Genomic DNA, 23,084 nt, shown 5'->3' with positions numbered 1-23,084 from the left:
AAAAAAAGAGTAACCATCATGTAATCAATTAAATATAAAATATCAAATAACAAAAGGACACAAATGGTTAATGTAGAAAAAGAGATAAAGAAAAAATTTCCAAAGCTTGATTTAGAGTCATCTTTTATAAATAAATCTTTAATTTCACTTGCGAAAAAAGTAGTACATGAAGACTCAATCAATGAGTTTTTACAAACAAATGCACATAAAAAAGGTTTTGAATTTGTAGATGCAGTTTTAGATAATTTTGATTTTGACTATACTGTTTCTAGTAATGACATACAAAATATACCAAGTTCTGGAAAAGTAGTAATCATAGCAAATCATCCCTTAGGTGGATTGGATGCTTTATGTTTATTAAAACTTGTGGGAAAAGTTAGAAAAGATGTAAAAATAGTTGCCAATGATTTTTTAGCAGGAATTGAAGCACTTAGTTCTTTATTTGTCCCAATAGATAATTATAAAAGAAGACAAAGCAAAAAAGACATCAAAGCTATATATGATGCACTAAATAATGATGAAGCAATCATAATCTTTCCAGCAGGAGAAGTAAGCCGTGCAACACCAAAAGGAATAAAAGATCCAGTATGGAGTAAAGGTTTTTTAAGTTTTGCCCAACACTGTAATGCACCAATTTTGCCAATATTAGTTGATGGTAAAAACTCTAAAATATTTTACACAATCTCTATATTGAATAAAACATTTTCAACTTTACTTTTATCACATGAAATGTTTAAGAAAAAATCGAAAAAAATAAGTATAAAAATTGGTGAAATTATTCCAAATGAAAATATTATGCCAAAAGGAATTAACAAAAGGTATCTTTTAACTCTTTATAAAAAACATCTTTATGCTCTAAAAAAAGGAAAAAAATCTTTTTTTGTGACTCAAAAAGCAATTGCTCACCCTGAGAGTAGACAAGATATTATGAATGAATTAAAAAGTTCAAAAATTATTGGGGAAACTGCAGATGGTAAAATAATTTATTTATATAACTATACAGATGATTCAATTGTCTTAAAAGAGCTTGGAAGACTAAGGGAATTGTCTTTTAGAAGTGTAGGTGAAGGAATAAATAAAAAAAGAGATACGGATAAATATGATATTTATTATGAGCATATTATTTTATGGGATAGGGAAGCTTTAGAAATTGTAGGTTCTTATAGAATTGGAAATGGTGAATTTATAAATAATAATTTAGGAGTTTCTGGATTTTATTCAAGTACCTTATTTGAGTATAAAGATGAGTTTCTTCCTTATTTAAATGATTCAATTGAACTAGGAAGAAGTTTTGTTCAACCAAAATATTGGGGTAGTCGTGCCTTAGATTATCTTTGGTATGGGATTGGTGCATATTTAAAAACTTATCCACAAATAAAATATATGTATGGTCCTGTTTCTATTTCAGCATCATTGCCTAAAATTGCAAAAGATATGCTTGTCTTTTATTATTCTCACTATTATTCAAGTGATAAGAATCTATTGGAATCAAAAATTCCTTATCAATACTCTATTGATTTGAAATCATTAACAGCTATGTTTGAATTAAATGATAAAAAAAATGATTTCAAAATATTAAAAACATCCCTTTCAAATATGGGAATCGCAGTTCCAACACTATACAAACAATACTCAGAACTTTGTGAAGAAGGTGGAGTAAACTTTCAAGGTTTTAATGTTGATCCTGATTTTTCAAACTGTGTAGATGGTCTGATTGTAGTTGAAATTGATAAAGTAAAAGATAAACAAAAATCTAGATATATGAAATAAGATACTTATAAAGTATCTTATTTATGTGAAAAATCGATACTACAAACTCTAGTCTCTTCAACTAAAGCTTTTGCGACTACTTGATCATCAACAATTATATGTTCTAAATGTAAACCTTCTAAGTTCTTTTTATCTTCTGTTTTTGTAATTTTTACTATTGTTTTAGTATTTTTTGTCAATTCATTAATACTTTCACAAACAATTCTTAATTGCTCTGGATTATCAATTGCAACTATAACTGCACAAGAGGTTCTTATATTTACAGATTCTAAAATATGCTTATGTGCTGCATTTCCAAAAATAATTGGTTCTTTATCATCTTTTCCCATTTTATAAAAAAGAATTTTATTTTCGATTATAATATAATCATTATTAAGCTCTTTTAGCTCTCGTACAATCTCTTGTCCTAAGTGTCCATACCCAAGAACTACTACATGCCCTTTTAAATCTTTATCAACAGCTAAGGTATTAGTAGTATCCATAATATCATCTGGCAATAAAGAACTAGCAATTTTTGATAAATTTTTAAGGGCAATTGGAGTTAAAATCATTGATAAAACAATAGTTACAATTAAAATTTGGGTGTGAGTTGCATTTAGTAAGTTTGCACTTCTTGCTAACTCTAATATTGCGAGGGAGAACTCACCTATTTGTATTAGTGAAAAAGCAGTTTTAAAAGCCACTCTTTTTGTATCATCGATTCTAACTATTAAATAAATTATGCAATATTTTAAAATCATTAAAATGGGTAATAAAAGTAATATTGTAAACAAATGTAAATAAATTATTTCAAAATTTATTTGCATACCAACAGTTACAAAGAATACACCTAATAATAAGTTTCTAAATGGAATAAGATCTGATTCTACTTGATGCTTGAACTTTGTCTCTGAAATCATCATACCAGCAATAAAAGCTCCAAGTGAATAAGAAAATCCAAAATAGTGAGCCATATATGAAGCTCCGATTGCTATTAATAAAACAGATCCCACAAAAAGTTCTTCTGAGTTTGTTTCACTAACATGGGTTAAAAATGGCTCAAGTAAATATTTTCCACTTAAATATAATATTCCAATCAAAATAACCGCTGCAATAGTTGTTTGTAAAACTATATATAAAACACTGTTTTCAGAATTTGTTGTAAAAATTGATATCATTAAAAGTATTGGGATTACTGCAATATCTTGCATAATCAAAATTCCCAAAACCCTTTGTCCATGTCTTTTTTTGATATCTCTAGTTTCATTATATGTTTTTAAAACAATAGCCGTCGATGATAAAGATAAGGCCGTTCCTATTATCATAGAAGTTTGAAAATCAAAATTTAAAATATAAAAAGAGATAAGAACAACAATTAAAGTTGTAATAATTATTTGCAAAGTTCCTGTAAAAAAAACTTCTTTTTTCATACGAATTAGTGCATTGACTGAAAACTCTAATCCAATTGTAAACATTAAAAATACTACACCAAACTCTGCAATCTCTTTTAAATCATGATTATTGACTGCTGTTTCATGTAATCCAAACAAATAAGCTATTATTGTACCTGTGAATATATATCCAATAATAGTTGGTAATTGGAACTTTTTTAATAATAAGTTTACAAATATTGCAATAAAAATTGTAGATACAATTATTCCTAACATATAAATCCTAATAAATTTTATAGTGCATTTGTTTATAACCTTCAAGCCTTTTTTTAAAGGTTGAATTTAACATTGCATTTTTTGAGTCAAGCAAATCAATTGCTAAACACTCTTGTCCATCTCGCCCTACTCTACCTAGATATTGAACCAATCTTCCATAATAAGAAATTGGTGTTACAAAAATAATTGTATTTAAATGAGGGAAATCTATCCCTTCTCCAAAATAAGAAGTTGTAGCAAGAATTAAATTGCTATTTTCTATTTGTTCTAAATTTTCTTGTTGCTCTTTTTTACTTAAACTTCCATGTATACTAACATATTTTAAATTATTTTTTATTAATAATTCTTCCAAAATGTTTATGTGCTCAATTCTATCTGTTAATATTAGAATCTTTCTATCAATGTACTGTTTTACCTCATTTATAATCAATTCATTTCTATTTTTATCTATTGTGATTTCATTGATTAGTTGAGCATAATTATCTGCTTGGCTTTTAAAATCAGTATTTATAACTTTTATTCTATGAGTGAGTGTTCTTTTTTTCTTATATTCATATGATATTTGCCCTAATTGTTGAAAAAGGATTGGCTCTAAACCATCTTTTCTATTTGGTGTTGCACTAAGTCCTAAAACATATTTACCACAGAAAAATTTAATAATTAACTCAAAAGTAATAGCTGGGATATGATGACACTCATCAACTATTACAAAAGAGTAGTTTTTTATAAGTTCTGGTTGGTTTTTCAAACTTTGCATAGTAGCAATATCAAGTTTTCCAGTTAATTTATTTTTGCTTTTACCTAAGAATCCTATATCTTTTTTATTCATTCCAAAATAATCAACAAATCTTTGAATCCATTGGTCTAAAAGCATATTTTTATTTACTATTATTAAAGTATTTACAGCTCTTAATTCTATCATTTTAGCACCAATTAAAGTTTTACCAAAACCAGGAGGAGCAACACAAATAGAAAAATCTTTTTTTATTACTTTAGATATAGCTAAATTTTGATCATCTCTTAGCTCATATTTTATTTTTGGATACTCTTGTTTATTTTCTACTCTTTTATCATCGATTATGTATTTAACACTATTTTGTTTTAAAATTCTTAAAATAAAGCCCAAAACTCCCCTTGGAAGTTTTAAATAAGTTTCATCTTCTTCATAATTTTTTATCTGTTTTGGAGTATTAAAAAGTGGTTTTCTCAAACCCAATAAAATCTTTATTTGGGGATTATCAAAAACAGCTAATTGTTTCAATTCATTTAAAAATGGCTTTGATAGATTTTTACTTTTTATATATACATAATCATATATTGTAATATCTACTGAAAAACTTGGATACTCAACAGCATTTTCATTTTGTTTTTCCCAACTCTGAAGAGTTTTTTGCTCATTTGATTTTGCTATTTTTAATGCTGTATTTTTAGGTATTTTTTGCACATTTTCCAAATAATCCCACTGATCTTCAAAAGGCACTAAACTATTACAATCAAAAAATACTGTTTTATTACTCTGTCTTAATTTTAAATGCAAAGGTAACTCAAGATATGAGCCAAAGTTTGAGCTATTGACAAAATCTACATTTGGATATATTTTTGCACTTATATTTGCATTTTTGATTATGTTTTGTAAAAACTCTTTTGCATCGCGTGCTTGAATATTCTCTTCATAAAAAAACCAAACCAAAATATCATTATATGAATCAAACTGATAATTGCCTATTAAATTTAGTTGTACTAAACTTGTTTGTAATTTTGAAATATCATTTTTTGAGATTTTTAAAACACCATATTTACATTGATTGCTTATGGAAATATTATAAGTTGAAAGTTGAACTTTGCCCCTTAAATGTTGTTCAATATCTTCATTTAAAAGGGGTAAATAATCATTTCCTTGGAAAGTTTTTGTAACTGGAAAATAAGACTCCTTTGAAGAGTCTTTACTAATCCACTTTTTTAAGTATACATCTGCACGAGAAATAAACAAAGTTCTAAATAAATCAATCTTTTCATCTTTATTTAACTCTTTTTTATTTAGTTCTTTTTCTAATAGAGCTATCTCTTTTTCAATATTTAGTTTGTCTTCGTAAAGCTTACTTAATCTTTTCTGTACTTGGTTTTTCATATGAAATATCTTCTTCTTTTGTTGATACAAAACCACCAATTCTATTCTCTATTTCATTATATCTACTTTTTAGTTCAGAATTTTTTCTAATAACTCTTCCCTCAAACTTAGCATCTTCTTCGATAATTAAATCATTATAAGTAAAATCACCAATTACTTTTCCTGCTGCTAATACTTGCATAACATTACAATCAATCTTACCATCAAAAAAACCACTTACAACTACATGATTTGCTTTAATATCACCGATTACTTCGCCTGTTTTTCCAATTGAAATTGCATCAGCTTCAAGAATTACACCTTCAAATTTTCCATCTATATGAACTGTACCTTGAGTAGAAATCCCACCTATAATGCAAGTTCCTTTAGCGATTATAGTTGCTCCAGCTTCTGTTGTTCTTTTATCAGATTTACCAAATACTCCCACTGTACTCTCCTTTGTTTACTAAATATTGATTCATATTTTTTCAAATTCCAATCTATGAAATCCCTAGGATTTAAAACCATACTTGCATATCTTACTTCATAATGCAAATGTGGCCCTGTACTTCTTCCAGAATTTCCAGTCATACCTATGACCTGATTTTTTTTAATTACATCACCAAGTTTTACTTTAGTGGCACTTAGATGTGCATATACTGTTTCAAATCCAAAATTATGTGAAAGAATTATAACTCTTCCATAATCTCCTGTATTTTTTGGTTGAACATATCTTACAACTCCATCTGCTGTTGCAAAAACTGAAGTTTTAAGATGTGCTCTTAAATCAATTCCCCTGTGAAATTTCTTTTCATGGGTTACAGGGTGAATACGATATCCAAAATTAGCTGATACACTAATTCTTTGTAAAGGAGCACCATTTGGAATAGTTGATAACATATACATTTTTTGAGCTGGTGTTATTTTAGTTAAAGTTGCCTTTGTAATTGCTATTTGCTCATTTGTATCTCTATTTAAACCAACAATTTCTTCTATACTATCTAACTTACTACTAAGTTCTTCAATATCTTTAACTTTACCCTTGATTTTCATAGAGTAAAAAAGATTTTGAGCTTGAAGTTTTTTCTCTTTTTCTGTTAATAGTGCAATTTCTTTCTCTTTTTTACCTTTGAAATCACTAATTTCATTTGATAAAAAAGAAATAAACCAAAAAGAACCAGCAATCACAACAAAGGCAACAATAATCGCAATAAAAATTATTTTTTTAAAAAGTTGATGGATATTGTAAGACTTAGTACTATTTACATCGGAAACTGTAATTACTAATCTATTATTTAATATCTTCATCTAAACTTTTCTCAATCTTCAAAAATTTTTCAATTACTAAAAATGAACCAAAGACTAAATACTCTTCATCTTCTTTTATTTCATTTTTAAATACATCTGTTATTATATTCAATTTAGCACAAACAATCATTAAATCACTCTTTTTTACTACTCTTTTATCCTCTAAAGGTAGTATATACAACTTTTTTATTATAGGCTTTAATATTTCTAAAACTTTATAATAGTCTTTATCTGCATAACTGTTGTAAATTAAATTAATTTTTTTATTTTCAAATTCTTCTAAAATACTTCTTGCTGCAAGGGGATTATGTCCAACATCTAAAGTAATATTATTTTTGTACTTTTCACATCTACCATTTAATTTCATATTCTCAAATTTCTTAATATCTATATCAATATTTAAATATTTTAGTACAGCAATAACTAAAGAGATATTTTTTAATAAATATTTTGGAAAAAAGTTTTTTAAACTACTTACATCAGTTTTAAAATCATCAAGAGTTAATAACTTTATATTTCTTTCTTGTTCAATGATTTTTGCATGCAAATAAACTTCTTCATGTATTTGAGAACCAACAATCATAACCTTATCACAAGCACGCATTTTTGTTAAAGAAATCTCTTTTATACTATTTCCAAGAAAAACTTGGTGATCTAAATCAATTGTAGTAATAAGAGATAAGTCATTTGTAGCAACATTTGTGGCATCAAACTCTCCGCCAAGACCTGCTTCTAAGATAAGATAATCCCTATTAGAACTTAAATAAAATGATAGTAATGTTGTGTACTCAAAGTATGTAAGTTTTTCAAGTAAAGGTATGTCCAAAATCTTTTGCAAGAATTTATGGGCTTCATCAAGAAGAGAATCACTTACATCAAAATCATTTATCCAGATTCTTTCATTAAAGTTTGTTATATGAGGAGAGCTATAATGTAGAACATCTTTACCAATACTTGATAAATATTTTGCTAAAAATCTTCCTGTAGTTCCTTTACCATTTGTTCCAACAATATGTATGATAAAAGGTAAATTTATACTTTTTTTTAAAATATTAAAAGAGTTTTGTACTATGGTAAAATCTATTTTATCATAGTACATAGTTTTGTACTCTAAAAACTCTTTTAAAGGTATTTCTTTAAAATTAATCTTCAAGGTCAGGTTTTTTAAATGATAATATTGCTATTTTTGAAATAACTTCGTCTAAAGCTTTTGAACTTGCAGCTTTAATTGCTTCAAATCTTTTACTATCTGAAATCGTTCCACCACTATCAATAGAGAAGTCATAAGTACCAGAAACACTAAAGTTTCTTCTTAACTTTTGTTTTATATTGTTATATTGAACACTAATACTTGATGTCGCTTTATATAGTTTTGAATAACCATCACTATCATACTGTAAAGTAGCAAAGCTAGTAGAGTTTAATCTTACTACAACAATTGTATCAGCTAATTCTTTCTTATTCACTAATTTTGCGTCTAATTTATGAACTAATAGTTCATTCATAGCATCTTTTATCAATACTGAGTTTTTAGGATCTTCTATATTAACTTTTAAGTCAACAAATACATTTCCTTGAATCTCTTTCTTTGCATAGTATGAACCTGGTTTATAACCACAAGCTACAAATACAAGCCCAATCAAAACTGCTAATACAATTGATTTCAATCTCATAATTATCCCTTAATTACTAAGTTTACCAATTTATTTGGAACAACTATTTCTTTTATAATTTCTTTGCCATCTATCCATTTAGAAGATGCCTCTTTAGCTATTATTAAAACTTCTTCTTTTGAAGCACTAGGAGAAACTTCTATTTCTGCTCTTTTTTTACCATTTATTGTAATAGCTATTGTTATTGTATCAGATACAAATACTTCTTCTTTAACTTTTACATCATTATTGAAGTTTTTTAACTCAAATAATTCATTTGATAATTCCCAACATAAGTGAGGAATGATAGGCTCTAAAATATTTGTTAAAATATAATATCCCTCTGCCCAAATAGTTTTGTTATCTTGTGCATTTAAAGCATTTAGTGCTTCCATTGAAGCTGCAATTAAAGTATTAAAAGCATAAGTTTTAGAAAAGACTTCATTTGACTTTTGTAAGGCTTCATAAACTTTTTTTCTAGCTTCTTTCTCTTCTTTTGTTAAATTGTCATGGTCAATTGAATTTATTTCTTCAATTGAAATACCTTGTGCCATTTCAACTTTTGCTGTAAATCTTTTAATAAATTTAAATGCTCCATCAACAGCACTGTCATTCCAATCAAGCTCTTTAGTAGGAGGTGCAGCAAAAAGCATAAACAATCTAGCTGTATCAGCTCCATATTTTTCAACAATTTTATCAGGGTCTACAACATTACCTTTAGATTTTGACATTTTTGCCCCATCTTTTAAAACCATACCTTGAGTAAGAAGTCTTTTAAATGGCTCTTTAGAGTTTGTGTATCCTAGTTTATTTAAAGCTTTTGTGAAAAATCTAGAATAAAGAAGATGTAAAATTGCATGTTCAATCCCACCAATATATTGGTCAACATCCATCCAATAATCACTATCTTCTTTTGAGATACCTACACTATTCCATTTTTTGTTATTTGTTGCATATCTTAAAAAATACCAAGATGATTGAACAAAAGTATCAAGAGTATCTGTTTCTCTTAGTGCTGGTTTTCCACATTTTGGACAAGAAGTGTGTTTCCATGTTGGATGATTATCTAGTGGATTTCCCTCACCTGTAATCTCAACATCTTCTGGTAATGCAACTGGAAGATTTTCAAGTTTTTCAGGAACTAATCCACAACTATCACAATGTACAAAAGGAATTGGTGCTCCCCAATATCTTTGTCTTGAAACTCCCCAGTCTCTTAATTTATAATTAATCTTTTTTGTTCCAAAAGAGTTTTGTTCAAAGTGATAAATAATAGCTTTTTGTGCTTTTTTATTATCTAAATTTGTAAAACCTTCTGAATTAATAAGAGTTCCAGGTTCAGTATAAGCTTCTCTCATATTTGAGATAATACCCTCTTTCCCTACAATTACTTGATTAATTGGCAAGTCATACTCTTGTGCAAATTCAAAATCTCTTTGGTCATGGGCAGGTACAGCCATAACTGCACCACTTCCATAAGATACTAATACAAAATTTGCAACCCATACTGGAATTGTTTTTCCAGTTAGTGGATGAAGAACATCTAATTCTAAAGAAACACCTTCTTTAGGCATAATTGATCTATCTCTTTCACTTACTTTTTGCATAGCTTTTATTTTATTTAGTTTATTTTCATCTAATAATTCATTTTCTACTAAATATTTTACTATTGGATGTTCTGGTGAAAGAGCTGTATATGAAACCCCATAAATAGTATCGGGTCTTGTTGTAAATACATCAAATGAAGCAAAATTTTTATTTAACTTGTATCTTGCATCTTTTGTAAGTTCAAATGAAAACTCTAAACCTTCACTTCTTCCTATCCAATTCTCTTGCATAGTAAGAACTTGTGATGGCCATGATCCTTCAAGGTCTTTTAAATCATCAAGTAATTCTTGGGCAAATTTTGTAATAGCTACATAATACCCTGGCATCTCTTTTTGCTCAACAGGAGTGCCACATCTCCAACAACCACCATCTTCTACTTGTTCATTTGCTAAAACTGTATGACAAGGCTCACACCAATTTACTGTAGTTGATTTTTTATATAAAAGACCATCTTCATACATCTTGATAATAAACTCTTGTTCCCATCTTGTATAAAGTTCATCACTAGTGGCAAATTCTCTGTTTTTTGAGAAACTTAAACCTAAACCATGAAGCTCTTTTCTCATGTAATCTATGTTTTCATAAGTCCATTTTTTAGGATGTAGTTTGTGTTTAATAGCAGCATTTTCAGCTGGCATTCCAAAACTATCCCAACCAATTGGATGCAATACATTGAAATTTGATTTTCTAAAAAATCTAGCAAATGCATCACCTAAACAGTAGTTTCTAACATGTCCCATGTGTATTCGACCACTTGGGTATGGGAACATACTTAAAATATATTTTTTATCTTTTTTTGTATCATCACTTGGCTCAAAACTATTGTTTTCTAACCAATAGTTTTGCCATTTTTTTTCTATCTCTTGTGGATTATACTCCATTAAAACTCATCCTTTTCCTGACTTTTTGCACTTTCTATTAGTGCTAAGGCTATAGAGAATATATTTGCAACAATTGCTCCAATAGCAAGAGCTATAGCCAATCTTTCATCACCCATAAAAGTAAGAACCATAAACGCAGGTATCAAGTGTAAATCAGCAACTAAAGAACTTGCAAGTAATTCTGCAGATAATAAGTTTCTAACACCTAATTTTAAAATAGTAGATATTACATTAACCCCAGCTGCTAAAAATAGTGCTAAAGAGTTTGGTTCATATAAAAACCCTGCCGTTGTAGTTAAAGACATTAGTGAAAAGAATATATAGGTTACTTTACCCCAATCCATGATTATCCTTTTAAAGTATTTCTAAAAGCAATTATAATAGCTAAAGTATGATAAAAAAGCTCTTTTATAGTTCTAAAAATTAGAACTATAATTTATAAAGTTTTTGTAGCTCGAAGAGATTTGATTAGTTGGTATATCAAATAGAAAATTATAATTTTGAAAAATAATTGAATAATCAAATTTATTCCCGTATCACTTTGAATCAATCTAAATATATTTATATTTTTTATAAATAAATCAAAAACAAAATCGTGAGTGGTAATCAAATAAACTCCAATAAATCCAAATAAAATAAGATACAAAATAGAAGTTTTATCCCAAAATACAAGATTATACATACACAACCAAATATATATAGTAACTATCAACCCAATAATTATTTCTGAATAAACTCCATCTGGAATATGCATCATAATATCTGGTGTTTGATGCACAAAAGAGTACTCAATCATAGTTGCAAGTATTTCAAATATAACTATCCAAAACAATGCTAAACTCCAACTCTCAGAGTTATTCGAAGTTATTTTATCAAAAGTAGTTCTAATGCTCATGTACTTTTCCCATATAGTATAAATTTTTTATGTTATATTCTATACTCTTATTTTTAAAATTATATTAAAATAGTAATCAAATTTTTAGTTTGTATTAATAAAGAACATTATAAATCACTTCCGCCTTGTGTTTTGTCTTATTGAAATAATAAGTTGGTAGATTAGATATGCGATTATTATTTTGAAGATTAGAGTACCAAAAGTAATTGGCTCATCACCTCTCATAATTGAAAAAGGATTTAATACATATGCAAAATGATTAAAAGAAATATCTCTTGTATAGTTTAAATAAAATATCAAAGATATAAATAAAGTTGATAATATTAATTTTATTTTTTCAAACTTTAGCAAAGATAACAACAAAGTAAAGCATAATAGAGGAATTAATATTCCTAAATATAATTGATTTAAAACATACTCTTTTTCAGTAAAAATATAATTTTCATCATAACTTATAAAGGAACATAATAACCCTAGTATAATAATCCAAAATAATGAAAGTGTCCAATCTTGTGAATGGTTAGAACTTAAACTATGAATTTTGAAAACTAACCATTCAAATGGTTCTTTACTAAAGTTTAACTCTTTTTCTCGTTTTTTCATTTCTAAAGCATAAAATTTATTTGCTTCAATAATATTGTTTTGTTGTTCAAAGGAGTCTTTTATTATCCGTGCTGTTTCTCGATTTGATACTTTTATATCTTGATACTTATCTTTATTAGAAGAAATACCTAAAAAATTAACCCTATTATAGAAATATGTATTTCTTAAATCTAAATTTTTAATAAAAATAGTTTTATAAAATCTTGTTGTACCTTCAAATTTGCTAAGAGTAAATTTAACTTTATTTTCAGTCTCTTTTGCTTTTTTTTCAACATTATATGTATCAAAAACATCAAAAATGATTGCTTCATCAAAAATACAATTTCCACAAAATCTAGTTCTTTTAAAACTTGTTAATTTAAATATTGTTTTATAAAAATCTGATTCTTTTTCAAATAAACAATTATCAAAATCTGACTTACAAAATTTTAATCTTTTAAATTTTGCATTATTCTTAAAAACAGCTCCTGCAAAATTTACTTCTTCAATAGAGTATTCTTCTTTATTATAATTTTCTAATGAATTAATCATTTCGAAATTACCTTCTGAAATAAGACCATTAAATTGTATTTTACTTTTAAAAATACAATTTTCAAAGATAATATCATCTTGCATTTTTACATTTGTAAAATTTAATGTATCTAAAAATTTACAATTTTTAAAATATAACTTTTTATTAAAAACATAACCATATTCTTTTAAAAAATCTTTATTTTCAAACATGAAATTTCCAGACTCATCTTCAGTTCTGGGAAAAATAAATTCATTAAATAAATAAATTTTATTATTCTTTGCCGTAAAAGATGGACATTTTACATAATTACTTTCTATTATATTAGAGTTAATATATCTAATATATTCTCGAACTTCTTCCCAAAAGTACTCTATCTCTTTTATAAAATTATTTTCTTCTGAAGATTTACTCCATTTATCTTTATCACAATGAAAAATACATTTATTTTCATCATTAGTTAATTTAAATTCTTCTTCATCAAATTCTCTTTTACAACTCTTACATTTACAAGGATATTTCTTAGTTTCTGACATAATTATTTCTTTTAATGATTTTAAATTACATTATACATTTCTATTTCTTATAAGTTATATTTATATAGATAAGACTGTTATTTTATTAGATTTTGAAAGAGTTCAAGGCAAAAAATTAAATTTGTGAGGGAGCTTACTGTAGTAAGTGAGTGAATAAATTTTGTTTTTTAACGCAGAAATATTTTAAAAGATGATGAAAGAACAGTCTTATCAGACTGTCCCTTGCTCAAACATGGCTCTCATCTTCTCTTTCTCTTTTTGTTTCTTAACTTTCTCAACTTCTTTAGCTCTAAAATCCTCAATAGAGAATTTTAATTGAACTAAAAATGAAGCTGCGATAAAGATAGATGAATAAGTACCTACAATAATACCCACTAATAAAGTAAAGGCAAAACCGTTGATAATCTCTCCACCAAAGAAATATAAAGTCGCAACAACAAAGAAAGTTGTCAATGATGTAAGAGTAGTTCTTGATAGTGTTCTTGAAACAGATTCATTTACAACTTTTGAAAGGTCACTCTCTTTTGAAGTTTGAACACCCTCTCTAATTCTATCAAATACAATAATTGTATCATTTAATGAGTATCCTAAAAGTGTAAGAATAGCTGCTAGAATATCAAGATTAACTTCTATTCCAAACAAACTAACCGCCCCTAAAGCAATAGTAACATCATGTACTAAAGCCAAAATAGAAGCAAGGGCAAATCTCCACTCAAATCTAAAAGATACATAAATCATAATCACGATTAGTGATAAAACAAATGCCATCAAACCTTTTTCTCTTAACTCACCACCAACTTTTGGTCCTACTATATCAACTCTTCTTATTTCAAATTTTCCAGTATCTGCTAATACATTTCTAATCTCATCACTTAAGTCACTTGATACACTATTTGTTGATGTTGTTACTCTAATAATTATTTCATCATCACTACCAAACTTTGTGATTGAAGAATTTTTGTACTCTTTTGTGTTATTTAAAATATCTCTAATCTTATCAATTGGAGCAGCTTTGTCATATTTTACTTGAACTAAAGTTCCACCAGCAAAATCAATACCAAAGTTAACACCTTTTGTAAAAAGTAATACAATTGATGCCACAACTAAAATAGTAGAAAAACCTAAAAATGGTAATCTCTTACCCATAAAATTATATATTTTATCGCCTTTAAAAAATTCCATTATTTCATCCCAAACCATTTTCTTAAATTTTTCTCTCTATTCATCTTAGGTAATAAAGACTCATAGATACCATGTGTACCAAGTATTGCAGTTAACATAGATGCTAAGATACCAATAGAAATAGTAATAGCAAAACCTTTAATAGGTCCAGTTCCATAAACATAAAGAATAACTGATACAAGTAAAGTTGTAACATTTGCATCTAAGATTGCTCTCATTGCATTTGAATATCCATCTTCTACAGCTTTTGTAATAGAAACTCCATTACGAAGTAACTCTTTTATTCTTTCTGTGATAATAACATTGGCATCAACAGCCATACCTACTGTTAATACAATACCTGCCATCCCTGGTAAAGTTAAGGTCGCTCCAAACATAGCCATAATAGCTATGATTATAAATATATTTGTTACAAGTGCTACATTTGCAACAACACCAGCTAGACCATAATAAACAATCATAAATACAACAACTAAAGCAAAACCTGCAATTAGTGCTATCATAGAAGATTTAATAGAATCAGCTCCCAAAGATGGTCCAACACTTCTTTTTTCTAATAACTCAACAGAAGCAGGTAAAGCCCCACTTCTTAAAGCAATAGCTACATTTCCAGCTTCTACAACAGTGAAGCCACCAGAAATTTGTCCACTTCCGCCACCAATTCTTTCTCTAATATTTGGTGCAGAATATACTTTACCATCTAAAACAATAGCAAGTCTTTTTCCAACACTTTTTGCAGTAAAGTCACCAAAAACTTTTGCACCAATAGAATTTAGTGTAAAGTTAATAATCGCTTGATTTGATTGATCAAATGATACTTGTGCATCTGTTACTTGACTTCCATTTAAGATTGGTATTTCTTTTACTAGATATTTTTTTGAAGGATCTTTTGCATCTTCTAAAATAATATCTCCATATTGTGAAGCTTCAGAACCACTCATAGTATAAACTTGATCTGCTCTTTCTTCATCTACAGACATAAGTTCTAAGTTTGCAGGTTTTGAGATAAGTTCTCTTGCTGCTTGTTCATCTGCTTGGGTTTTTATTCCTGGAAGTTCAACTACGATATCAGTTGTACCTTGTCTAATAACAGTAGGTTCAGCTAAACCAAATTGATCAAGTCTATTTCTAATAGTCTCAACAGCTTGTGAAACAGCTTGGTCTTTTGTAAGTGCAATCTCTTCGGGAGTTAGAGTTAATTCATAATTATTATCTTCACTTTTTGAAATAACTAAGCCTTTGATTTTCTTAAGCATATCATCAACTCTTTTAACTTCATCTGGATCTAGTATAACAAAACTTACACTGTCTGGGTTTATTGATAAATCTTCAATCAATATATCTTCATCATCAGTATAATATTTTACTGTTGCGGCTATTGATTTGATTTTAGAAACTACTGCTTCTTGCGTTCTTACACCTAATAAAAGATGAAGTCCACCTTGTAAGTCTAGTCCTAAAGAGATTTTTTTACCTGTATCGGTTTGGAGAAATGATGGCATAGAAAATGCAACACCAAAAATAATGCTTAATATAAATATTATAAGTCTATAATTTAAGATTTTCAATCTTTATCCTTAAATAGTAAGTTGTTTATAAAGGTAAGTGGTAAGACATGTAAAAAGTTTTACATGTCTTAATTTTTATTCAGCAAGTTTAGCTACAAACTCTCTTGCCAATTTCATTTCTGAACCATCTACATTTTTAACAGTTAAAGAAGTCTCTTCAACTTTTGAAATTTCAACGATTAAGCCACCATTTGTTACAATCTTGTCACCTTTTTTCAAATCCGCAATCATTTGCTTGTGCTGTTTAGCTTGCTTTTGTTGTGGTCTAATAATTAAAAAGTAGAATATTGCAAATAATGCAACAAGAGGTAATAATGAACTTATTAAGTCACCGCTTTGACCCATGGTACTTCCTTTATAATGGTTTGATATGTTTTTCCTAAAACGCGTGTATTTTAACAAAATCAATATAATAAAAGGCTTGATTACAGCTTTATTGTTCTCAACTCCTATATATTTAGCATATTTTGGATTTGAAATCAAAATAATCAATACAATACTTTTACTTCTTTCTTTGTATTTTATTCTTAAAATAGATAGAATTTCACTATTTTATTGTGGTTTTTTTGTTGGAATTTTATGGTTTTATTGGGTAAGTTTTTCTTTTAGATATTATGATTTAAGTTATTTAATTCCCCTTGTCATTTTATTTTTTGGCCTTGTATATGCTTTACTTTTTTTACTTATTTCCATAAAAGACAATATTTATTTAAGAGCTACACTGTTTTTTAGCTTAGCTTTTTTAAATCCATTTGGTTTTAATTGGTTCAAACCTGATATTTTACTTTTAGATAGCTATTTTGAAGCAAATAAAATAGTTCTTGCTCTTGTAATTTTATCTACTGTATTTTTAGTTAAAAAAAGAGTCTTTATTTATACAATATGTATAATTGCTATTTCATTTATACATATAAATCCAAAGCCAACACCTCTTAGCAATATAGATATTTCTTTACCAAATTTTTATTTTAATCAAGATTATAAATGGGATAGAAAAAACCTTGCAGCTGTTATTGATAAAAATTTTAAACAAATAAATAAGGCAATTGAAAATAATAAAGAGGTAGTTGTATTACCTGAAACTACTTTTCCTTTTATCTTAAATAAGCAAGAGTTTGTACTGCAAAGTTTATTAGAAAAGTCACACAAAATAACAATCGTAGCTGGTGCTTTATATTATAAAGATGATGAATATAAAAATTCAACTTATATTTTCAAAGCTGGAAATTTACAAGTTGCTTCAAAAGTTGTATTGGTGCCTTTTGGAGAAGAGATTCCTTTACCTAAGATATTTAGGGATTTTATAAATAAAATATTTTATAATGGTGCAAAAGATTATACAAAAGCTAGCACGCCAACAGAGTACAGAATAAAAAATATCTCTTTTAGAAATGCTATTTGTTATGAAGCAACAAGTGAAGAGTTATACCAAAATCTAGGAAATACAAAAAATATAATTGCCATATCAAATAATGCTTGGTTTACCCCATCTATTGAACCAACTTTGCAAAAACTCTTGCTAAGACTTTACTCAAAAAAATATGGAGTTAATATTTACCATGAGATAAATGGAAGTGAAAATTATATCATCACACCTTGATATATTTTTCTTTTATTTTCTCTATTATTAGCTCTTTTGATAAGTCTTCATCAAGTTGTAAATCAAAAGCATAGTCTAAAATCTCTTTAAATAAAACTCCTGGAGCAAATCCTAAAGCTATCAAATCTTTTCCCATAACAATAGCTTTTGGTCCACTATTAGTAACTTCTAATTGTGAGGCTCTGTTTTTTAACCAAGAAATGGCTTCGTGGCATTTGCATTTATCTTCAATTGTTCGACCTAAACAATCAGCTAGACAAACCAAACAAAGCATCTCAATATCAACTTTTAAAGCCAATCTTTTGACAGCCTTATCACTGCTATTATGTAAATATAATTGAAAAGGTGAAAGATGATTTTTCACTAAAGGAAGAATATCAGCTATGAGTTTTTTGTCATTTGTTAATTTTTCTAAAAATGAGATTGTGGGCTCTATTCCTAAAGACTCATGCTTATGGGAAGTTATTTTGCCATCAATTACTTTTGTACATAAAGGTTTTCCAAAATCATGACAAAGTATTGCAAAAAACAAAACTAAATCTTTATATTCATCACCTGTTTTTAATTTTGCCATTTCATCTAGGCACATTAAAGTATGAATCCAAACATCACCTTCTGGATGATATTGTGGCTCTTGCTCGCAGCCAATTAGAGCTTGTAATTCTGGATAATATTTTAAAATTCCCAACTCTTTTAAAAGCTCAAATCCAACTGAGGGCTTAGATGATTTTAAAAAGAGTTTTTTTAACTCTTCAAAAATACGCTCATTTGGCAACTCTTCTAAATCATTATTTGAAACCATTTTTTTACATAAGTCAAAACTCTTTTCAGCTAATGTAAAATCAAACCTTGAAGCAAATTGAATAGCTCTATAAACCCTTAAAGGATCTTCCATAAAACTATTATCATCTATATGTCGTAAGATTTTATTTTCTAAATCTTTTAGTCCATCAAAGGGGTCTAAAATCTCTTCATTTATAAAATCATATCCAAGTGCATTGATTGTAAAATCTCTTCTTTTAGCTGCTTCTTTGAAGCTTAGATAACTATTACTTATGACTTCAAAGCCTTTGTGACCTTTTGCTATTTTTTTCTCAACTCTTGGTAGAGCAAAATCATATTCATCATTATCAACTGAGAGTTTTAACACTCCATATGATTTTCCTACAAGTTTTACTTTTCCAAATTGTTCTAAATATTTTGTGAGGGTTTCAAAGTCATCTATATGAAAAACTTCTATGTCATAATCTTTTATTTGTAAGTTTAAAAAATGGTCTCTAACACATCCTCCTACAAGAATAGGTTTGGCACCTTTTTCTTGTAAAAGTTTTAGTATCCCTGTTAGAGTATTAGGTAACTTGATACTAGTTTTTTTCGTTGATAATATGTACATCTCTTTGAGGGAAAGGAATAGAAATTCCTTCTTTATCAAATGTATTTTTAATCTCTTCAATTAAAGCCCATTTTACAGCCCAAAAATCAGGTGTATTAACCCAAGCTCGAACTACAAAATTTACTGATGAATCACCTAATTCTGAAACAGCAACTGTGATTGCTTCTTCTTTTAGAACTTTTTCATTTGATTGTACTATTTTAGTAATAATATCTTTTACTATTTTTAAGTTATCTCCATAACCAACACCAATAACTAAATCAACTCTTCTTTTAGGATGAGCATTTACATTTGTTATGCTTCCTGCAGTAATTGCACCATTTGGCACTAAAACTCTTTGATTATCAGGTGTTGTAAACTCTGTATTAAATAAATGTACTTCAGTAATAGTTCCACTTACTCCACCAGCAGTTACATAATCACCTATTCTAAAAGGTTTAAAAAATATAATCATAACACCAGAAGCAAAGTTTGATAATGAATCTTTAAGTGCTAAACCAACAGCAAGACCAGCAGCTCCAATAATAGCTAAAAATGAAGTTGACTCAACTCCAACTTGTTCTAATGCTGTTAATACAACAACTACAAGTAAGACATAATAAATAATATCATCAAAAAAGTTTACTAGTGTCTCATCAAGTTTTGGATTTCTTCTTAATATCTTTGCAACAACATCTGTTATTTTTTTTGCTAACCATTTACCAACAACAAATATTAAAATTGCTATTGTAATATTTAATGAATAAACACCAATCACATCTGAAACTGTTTGAACACTATTTTCCATCTTTAATCCCCTATATTAATTTTTTTAATTTATTTACAACTTCTTCTAATGAAACTTCTTCTTTTTCTAAAGTTTTTCTATTAACAATTTCAACTATACCTTCTGGCAATTTTTTACCAACAACTACAGCATAAGGAAATCCAATAAGTTCAAAATCACTCATTTTAAATCCAAATCTAGCATTTACTCTATCATCTAAGATTGTAGAGATACCTGCTATTTTAAGATCATTATAAATCTTCTTCCCAGCATTTAACTCTTCTTCTTTTTTTGCATTTGAAACAATTACATCAACCATAAAAGGAGCCGTTTCTTTTGTCCAAATACAACCCTTATCATCGTGATTTTGTTCAATAACAGCTGCTACTAATCTTGAAACTCCAATACCATAACAACCCATTACAAATGGCTGTGCTTTTCCATTGTTATCTAAAAATGTAGCATCCATAGCACTTGAATATTTTGTTCCAAGTTGGAAAATATGCCCAGCTTCTATTCCTTTTGTATGAATTAGTTTTCCACCACAACAAGAACAAACATCTCCCTCTTGAACAACAATCAAATCAAAATATTTTGCATCTTTTAAAGTTGTTAAATCAGTTCCTGTAAAGTGATAATCAACTTCATTAGCACCACAAACTAACCCAACTTCATCTTTTAATTCACTATCAATTACATAAGTTAAATTTTCAGGTAAATTAAATGGTCCACAAAATCCTGCAACTAATCCTGCACTTAAAACATCTTCTTCATTTGCTTCAATTAACTCTAAAGCATCAACTGCATTTGCTGCTTTTGTCTCTTCAAGTTCATCATTTCCTCTTACAAAGAAAACTACCACTTCTTCTTTATCTTTATAAATTGCTTTTTTGATAACTGCTTTTATTGATTGGGCTTTTGGTGAACTTAAGAAATTAGAAACATCTTCGATTGTTTTCATACCTTCTGTTAGTACTTTTTCCATTTTTACATTTTCAGAACTTACATCATACCAATCTTTAATCTCTTTTTTTGCTCTAACAGCAGCTTCAATATTCGCCCCATATTCACAATCTTCACATACAACAATAGTATCTTCTCCTGAGTTTGCTAATACCATAAACTCTTTAGAACCACTTCCCCCAATAGCACCACTATCAGCAGCAACTACTCTAAACTCTAAACCTAGTCTTTCATAAATCTTTTTGTATGCATCTTCCATAACATGAAATTCTCTTACTAAATCTTCATGTGTAGCATGGAAAGAATAAGCATCTTTCATCAAAAATTCTCTACCTCTCATAAGTCCAAATCTAGGTCTTGCTTCATCTCTAAATTTTGTATTTATGTGATATAAATTTACTGGTAAATCTTTATATGATGTAATTCTATTTTTTACAATATCAACTACAGTCTCTTCATTTGTTGGACTTAGTACAAATCCTGCACCTTTTCTGTCTTTAAATTTTAGTAATTCAGGTCCCATAACACTTGCTCGACCTGATTGTTCCCAAAGTTCTAAAGGTGTAACAAAACTCATTAAAAGTTCATTTGCACCTGTATTATCCATCTCTTCTTTTACAACAGCTCTTATCTTATCTAATACGATTTTTCCAAGGGGTAAAAAATTATATAAACCAGAACCTGTTTGAGTTATAAAACCACCTCTTAATAAATATTGGTGAGATGCCAAAGTTGCATCATTTGGTGTCTCTTTTGTAGTTGGCATAAACATTTGAGAAAATTTCATTAACTTATTCCTAATAATTAAATTTTATTGCGTGATCACATTTCTTAATAGAGTTTGAACCACCTTCTAAACCAAAAACAGATTGTACTGTTCCTAAAATAATATCACATTCCACATCTTTTGAAATCTTTTTTAATCTTGTTGTTGGTTCATGTAAAAACTCATTTAAAACTGTTTGACAAAGTTTTTTTATATTTTCTTCATCTTCAGCTTTTATAAATCCTTTTTTTATAGCATTTTCTAATTTCTTTTCAATTACATCATCAGCTTTTTTATATAGGTGTTTTACTACTGGTTCTACTTCTAGTGATTTTAACCACTTAAAAAATTTGTCAGATTCTTGATTTACAATCATATATGCTCTTTTTGCTTGTTCTGCTCGAAGTATCATATTAGAATTTACAATATCTTGTAAATCATCCACTGCATAAACTTGTAAGTTTGGACTTTCAAACTCTTCAATATCTCTTGGAAGTGCAATATCAAACCAATATCTATTAAAAGTACATGGTTTCACCATATTTTCTTTTATGATTGGATATGGAGCTGAAGTTGCTGTAACCATAACTGGAACTTCATTTAAATATTTTTCCAGATTCTCATAAGCTTGAACATCAACTTCAAAATCAAAAGTATCCACTAACATCTTAGCTTTTTTAATATCTCTACTAATTAAAATAATATCAAATCCAGCTTTATTTAAATGCTTCATAGTAAGCTCACTCATCTCACCCGCACCAATAACTAAAGCCTTCACACCTTCGGTATTTTTAATAATATCTTTTGCTTTTGAAACAGCAGTAGAAGCCACTGATACTGAACCAGTTCCCAAACTTGTTTCTGTTCTAACTCCAGCTGCACATTTAAAAGCATAATTCATAGCTTTTGAGATATCTTTTCCACAATACCCTTTTGATAAAGCTAATCTAAAAGAGTCTTTTAATTGTCCTACAATTTGTGTTTCACCAATTACAAGTGAATCCAAAGCAGATGCCACAGAAAAAAGATGATGAATAGCACCTGTATTATCATATATATCTGCTATTTCTATTAAATTATCAAAATCCAATCCAGAATATTTTGCTAAAGTATCAAAAATCTTATTTGTTGATTTTTTTATATCTGAAGAGGTAGTCATAATCTCTACTCTATTACAAGTAGATAATAAAACAACCTCATCAATTGAATCATCTGCTTTTACACTTTTTAAAAAAGTCTCTACTGAACTTTCATTTGAAAAAGCAATCTTTTCTCTTGTTTGTATATCTGTATTTTTGTGTGTAAAAGAGATACTTAAATAACTCATAT

General features: G+C 28.0%; 19 protein-coding genes. 2 read left to right on the top strand and 17 right to left on the bottom strand.

Annotated features, from left to right (window positions below):
- The first annotated feature begins 63 nt into the window (after positions 1–63).
- Positions 64–1,770: a GNAT family N-acyltransferase gene (locus LXN10_RS09810; protein ID WP_375722856.1), complete on the top strand. Its 1,707-nt coding sequence runs from the start codon at positions 64–66 to the stop codon at positions 1,768–1,770.
- Positions 1,771–1,787: 17 nt separating this feature from the next.
- Here LXN10_RS09810 and LXN10_RS09805 read toward each other — a convergent pair whose 3' ends face one another.
- The 13 genes from LXN10_RS09805 to yajC all read right to left on the bottom strand — a co-directional run bounded on the left by LXN10_RS09805 (position 1,788) and on the right by yajC (position 16,612).
- Entirely contained in the window at positions 1,788–3,416 is a 1,629-nt protein-coding gene (locus tag LXN10_RS09805; protein WP_375722855.1) for a cation:proton antiporter, read from the bottom strand.
- A 7-nt stretch (positions 3,417–3,423) separates the two neighbouring features.
- A complete protein-coding gene (locus LXN10_RS09800; protein ID WP_375722854.1) occupies positions 3,424–5,544 on the bottom strand; it encodes a TOTE conflict system archaeo-eukaryotic primase domain-containing protein in 2,121 nt (706 codons plus the stop codon).
- The gene (locus LXN10_RS09795; RefSeq protein WP_375722853.1) at positions 5,513–5,971 is read right to left on the bottom strand and encodes a bactofilin family protein; all 459 of its coding nucleotides are present in this window, start codon (positions 5,969–5,971) and stop codon (positions 5,513–5,515) included. The genes LXN10_RS09800 and LXN10_RS09795 overlap by 32 nt, the downstream gene beginning before the upstream one ends.
- The gene (locus LXN10_RS09790; protein WP_375722852.1) at positions 5,917–6,831 is read right to left on the bottom strand and encodes a M23 family metallopeptidase; all 915 of its coding nucleotides are present in this window, start codon (positions 6,829–6,831) and stop codon (positions 5,917–5,919) included. Before LXN10_RS09790 ends, LXN10_RS09795 begins: the two co-directional genes overlap by 55 nt.
- Positions 6,815–7,984 (bottom strand): bifunctional folylpolyglutamate synthase/dihydrofolate synthase, encoded by a 1,170-nt coding sequence (locus LXN10_RS09785; RefSeq protein WP_375722851.1) that lies wholly within the window; start codon positions 7,982–7,984, stop codon positions 6,815–6,817. The genes LXN10_RS09790 and LXN10_RS09785 overlap by 17 nt, the downstream gene beginning before the upstream one ends.
- Positions 7,974–8,504, bottom strand: coding sequence for an LPS assembly lipoprotein LptE (gene lptE, locus LXN10_RS09780; RefSeq protein ID WP_375722850.1), 531 nt, complete (start codon positions 8,502–8,504; stop codon positions 7,974–7,976). Before lptE ends, LXN10_RS09785 begins: the two co-directional genes overlap by 11 nt.
- 2 nt (positions 8,505–8,506) lie before the next feature.
- Entirely contained in the window at positions 8,507–10,972 is a 2,466-nt protein-coding gene (gene leuS / locus LXN10_RS09775) for a leucine--tRNA ligase (protein ID WP_375722849.1), read from the bottom strand.
- Positions 10,972–11,316 (bottom strand): DUF6394 family protein, encoded by a 345-nt coding sequence (locus tag LXN10_RS09770; RefSeq protein WP_013134466.1) that lies wholly within the window; start codon positions 11,314–11,316, stop codon positions 10,972–10,974. Before LXN10_RS09770 ends, leuS begins: the two co-directional genes overlap by 1 nt.
- A 92-nt stretch (positions 11,317–11,408) precedes the next feature.
- Entirely contained in the window at positions 11,409–11,867 is a 459-nt protein-coding gene (locus LXN10_RS09765; RefSeq protein WP_375722848.1) for a hypothetical protein, read from the bottom strand.
- A gap of 114 nt (positions 11,868–11,981) precedes the next feature.
- Entirely contained in the window at positions 11,982–13,517 is a 1,536-nt protein-coding gene (locus tag LXN10_RS09760) for a hypothetical protein (protein ID WP_375722847.1), read from the bottom strand.
- A gap of 210 nt (positions 13,518–13,727) precedes the next feature.
- Positions 13,728–14,699: a protein translocase subunit SecF gene (secF, locus tag LXN10_RS09755; RefSeq protein WP_375722846.1), complete on the bottom strand. Its 972-nt coding sequence runs from the start codon at positions 14,697–14,699 to the stop codon at positions 13,728–13,730.
- On the bottom strand, positions 14,699–16,267 hold the full coding sequence (gene secD / locus LXN10_RS09750; protein WP_375722845.1) for a protein translocase subunit SecD: 1,569 nt from the start codon (positions 16,265–16,267) through the stop codon (positions 14,699–14,701). The genes secF and secD overlap by 1 nt, the downstream gene beginning before the upstream one ends.
- Before the next feature lie 75 nt (positions 16,268–16,342).
- Positions 16,343–16,612 carry a preprotein translocase subunit YajC gene (gene yajC / locus LXN10_RS09745; protein WP_129100596.1) on the bottom strand — a complete coding sequence of 90 codons (270 nt, stop codon included), beginning with the start codon at positions 16,610–16,612 and terminating at the stop codon, positions 16,343–16,345.
- Positions 16,613–16,637: 25 nt separating this feature from the next.
- Here yajC and LXN10_RS09740 point away from each other — a divergent pair, with 25 nt between their 5' ends.
- On the top strand, positions 16,638–17,867 hold the full coding sequence (locus LXN10_RS09740; protein WP_375722844.1) for an apolipoprotein N-acyltransferase: 1,230 nt from the start codon (positions 16,638–16,640) through the stop codon (positions 17,865–17,867).
- On the opposite strand, the gene LXN10_RS09735 is transcribed toward LXN10_RS09740, so the two are convergent.
- The 4 genes from LXN10_RS09735 to hemA are packed head-to-tail and all read right to left on the bottom strand — an operon-like array spanning position 17,857 to position 23,082.
- Positions 17,857–19,260 carry a CCA tRNA nucleotidyltransferase gene (locus LXN10_RS09735; protein ID WP_375722843.1) on the bottom strand — a complete coding sequence of 468 codons (1,404 nt, stop codon included), beginning with the start codon at positions 19,258–19,260 and terminating at the stop codon, positions 17,857–17,859. The genes LXN10_RS09740 and LXN10_RS09735 overlap by 11 nt on opposite strands.
- The gene (locus LXN10_RS09730; RefSeq protein ID WP_375722842.1) at positions 19,232–20,047 is read right to left on the bottom strand and encodes a mechanosensitive ion channel family protein; all 816 of its coding nucleotides are present in this window, start codon (positions 20,045–20,047) and stop codon (positions 19,232–19,234) included. The genes LXN10_RS09735 and LXN10_RS09730 overlap by 29 nt, the downstream gene beginning before the upstream one ends.
- Positions 20,048–20,057: 10 nt before the next feature.
- Positions 20,058–21,776, bottom strand: a complete 1,719-nt coding sequence (locus LXN10_RS09725; RefSeq protein ID WP_375722841.1) for a proline--tRNA ligase — start codon at positions 21,774–21,776, stop codon at positions 20,058–20,060.
- A gap of 10 nt (positions 21,777–21,786) precedes the next feature.
- A complete protein-coding gene (gene hemA / locus LXN10_RS09720) occupies positions 21,787–23,082 on the bottom strand; it encodes a glutamyl-tRNA reductase (RefSeq protein ID WP_375722840.1) in 1,296 nt (431 codons plus the stop codon).
- Positions 23,083–23,084: the final 2 nt, after the last annotated feature.

The organism is Arcobacter iocasae, assembly GCF_042214795.1.
Taxonomy (GTDB): domain Bacteria; phylum Campylobacterota; class Campylobacteria; order Campylobacterales; family Arcobacteraceae; genus Arcobacter; species Arcobacter iocasae.
The sequence above is the reverse complement of the archived record's forward strand: the minus strand, read 5'-3'. Positions and strand labels throughout refer to the sequence as shown.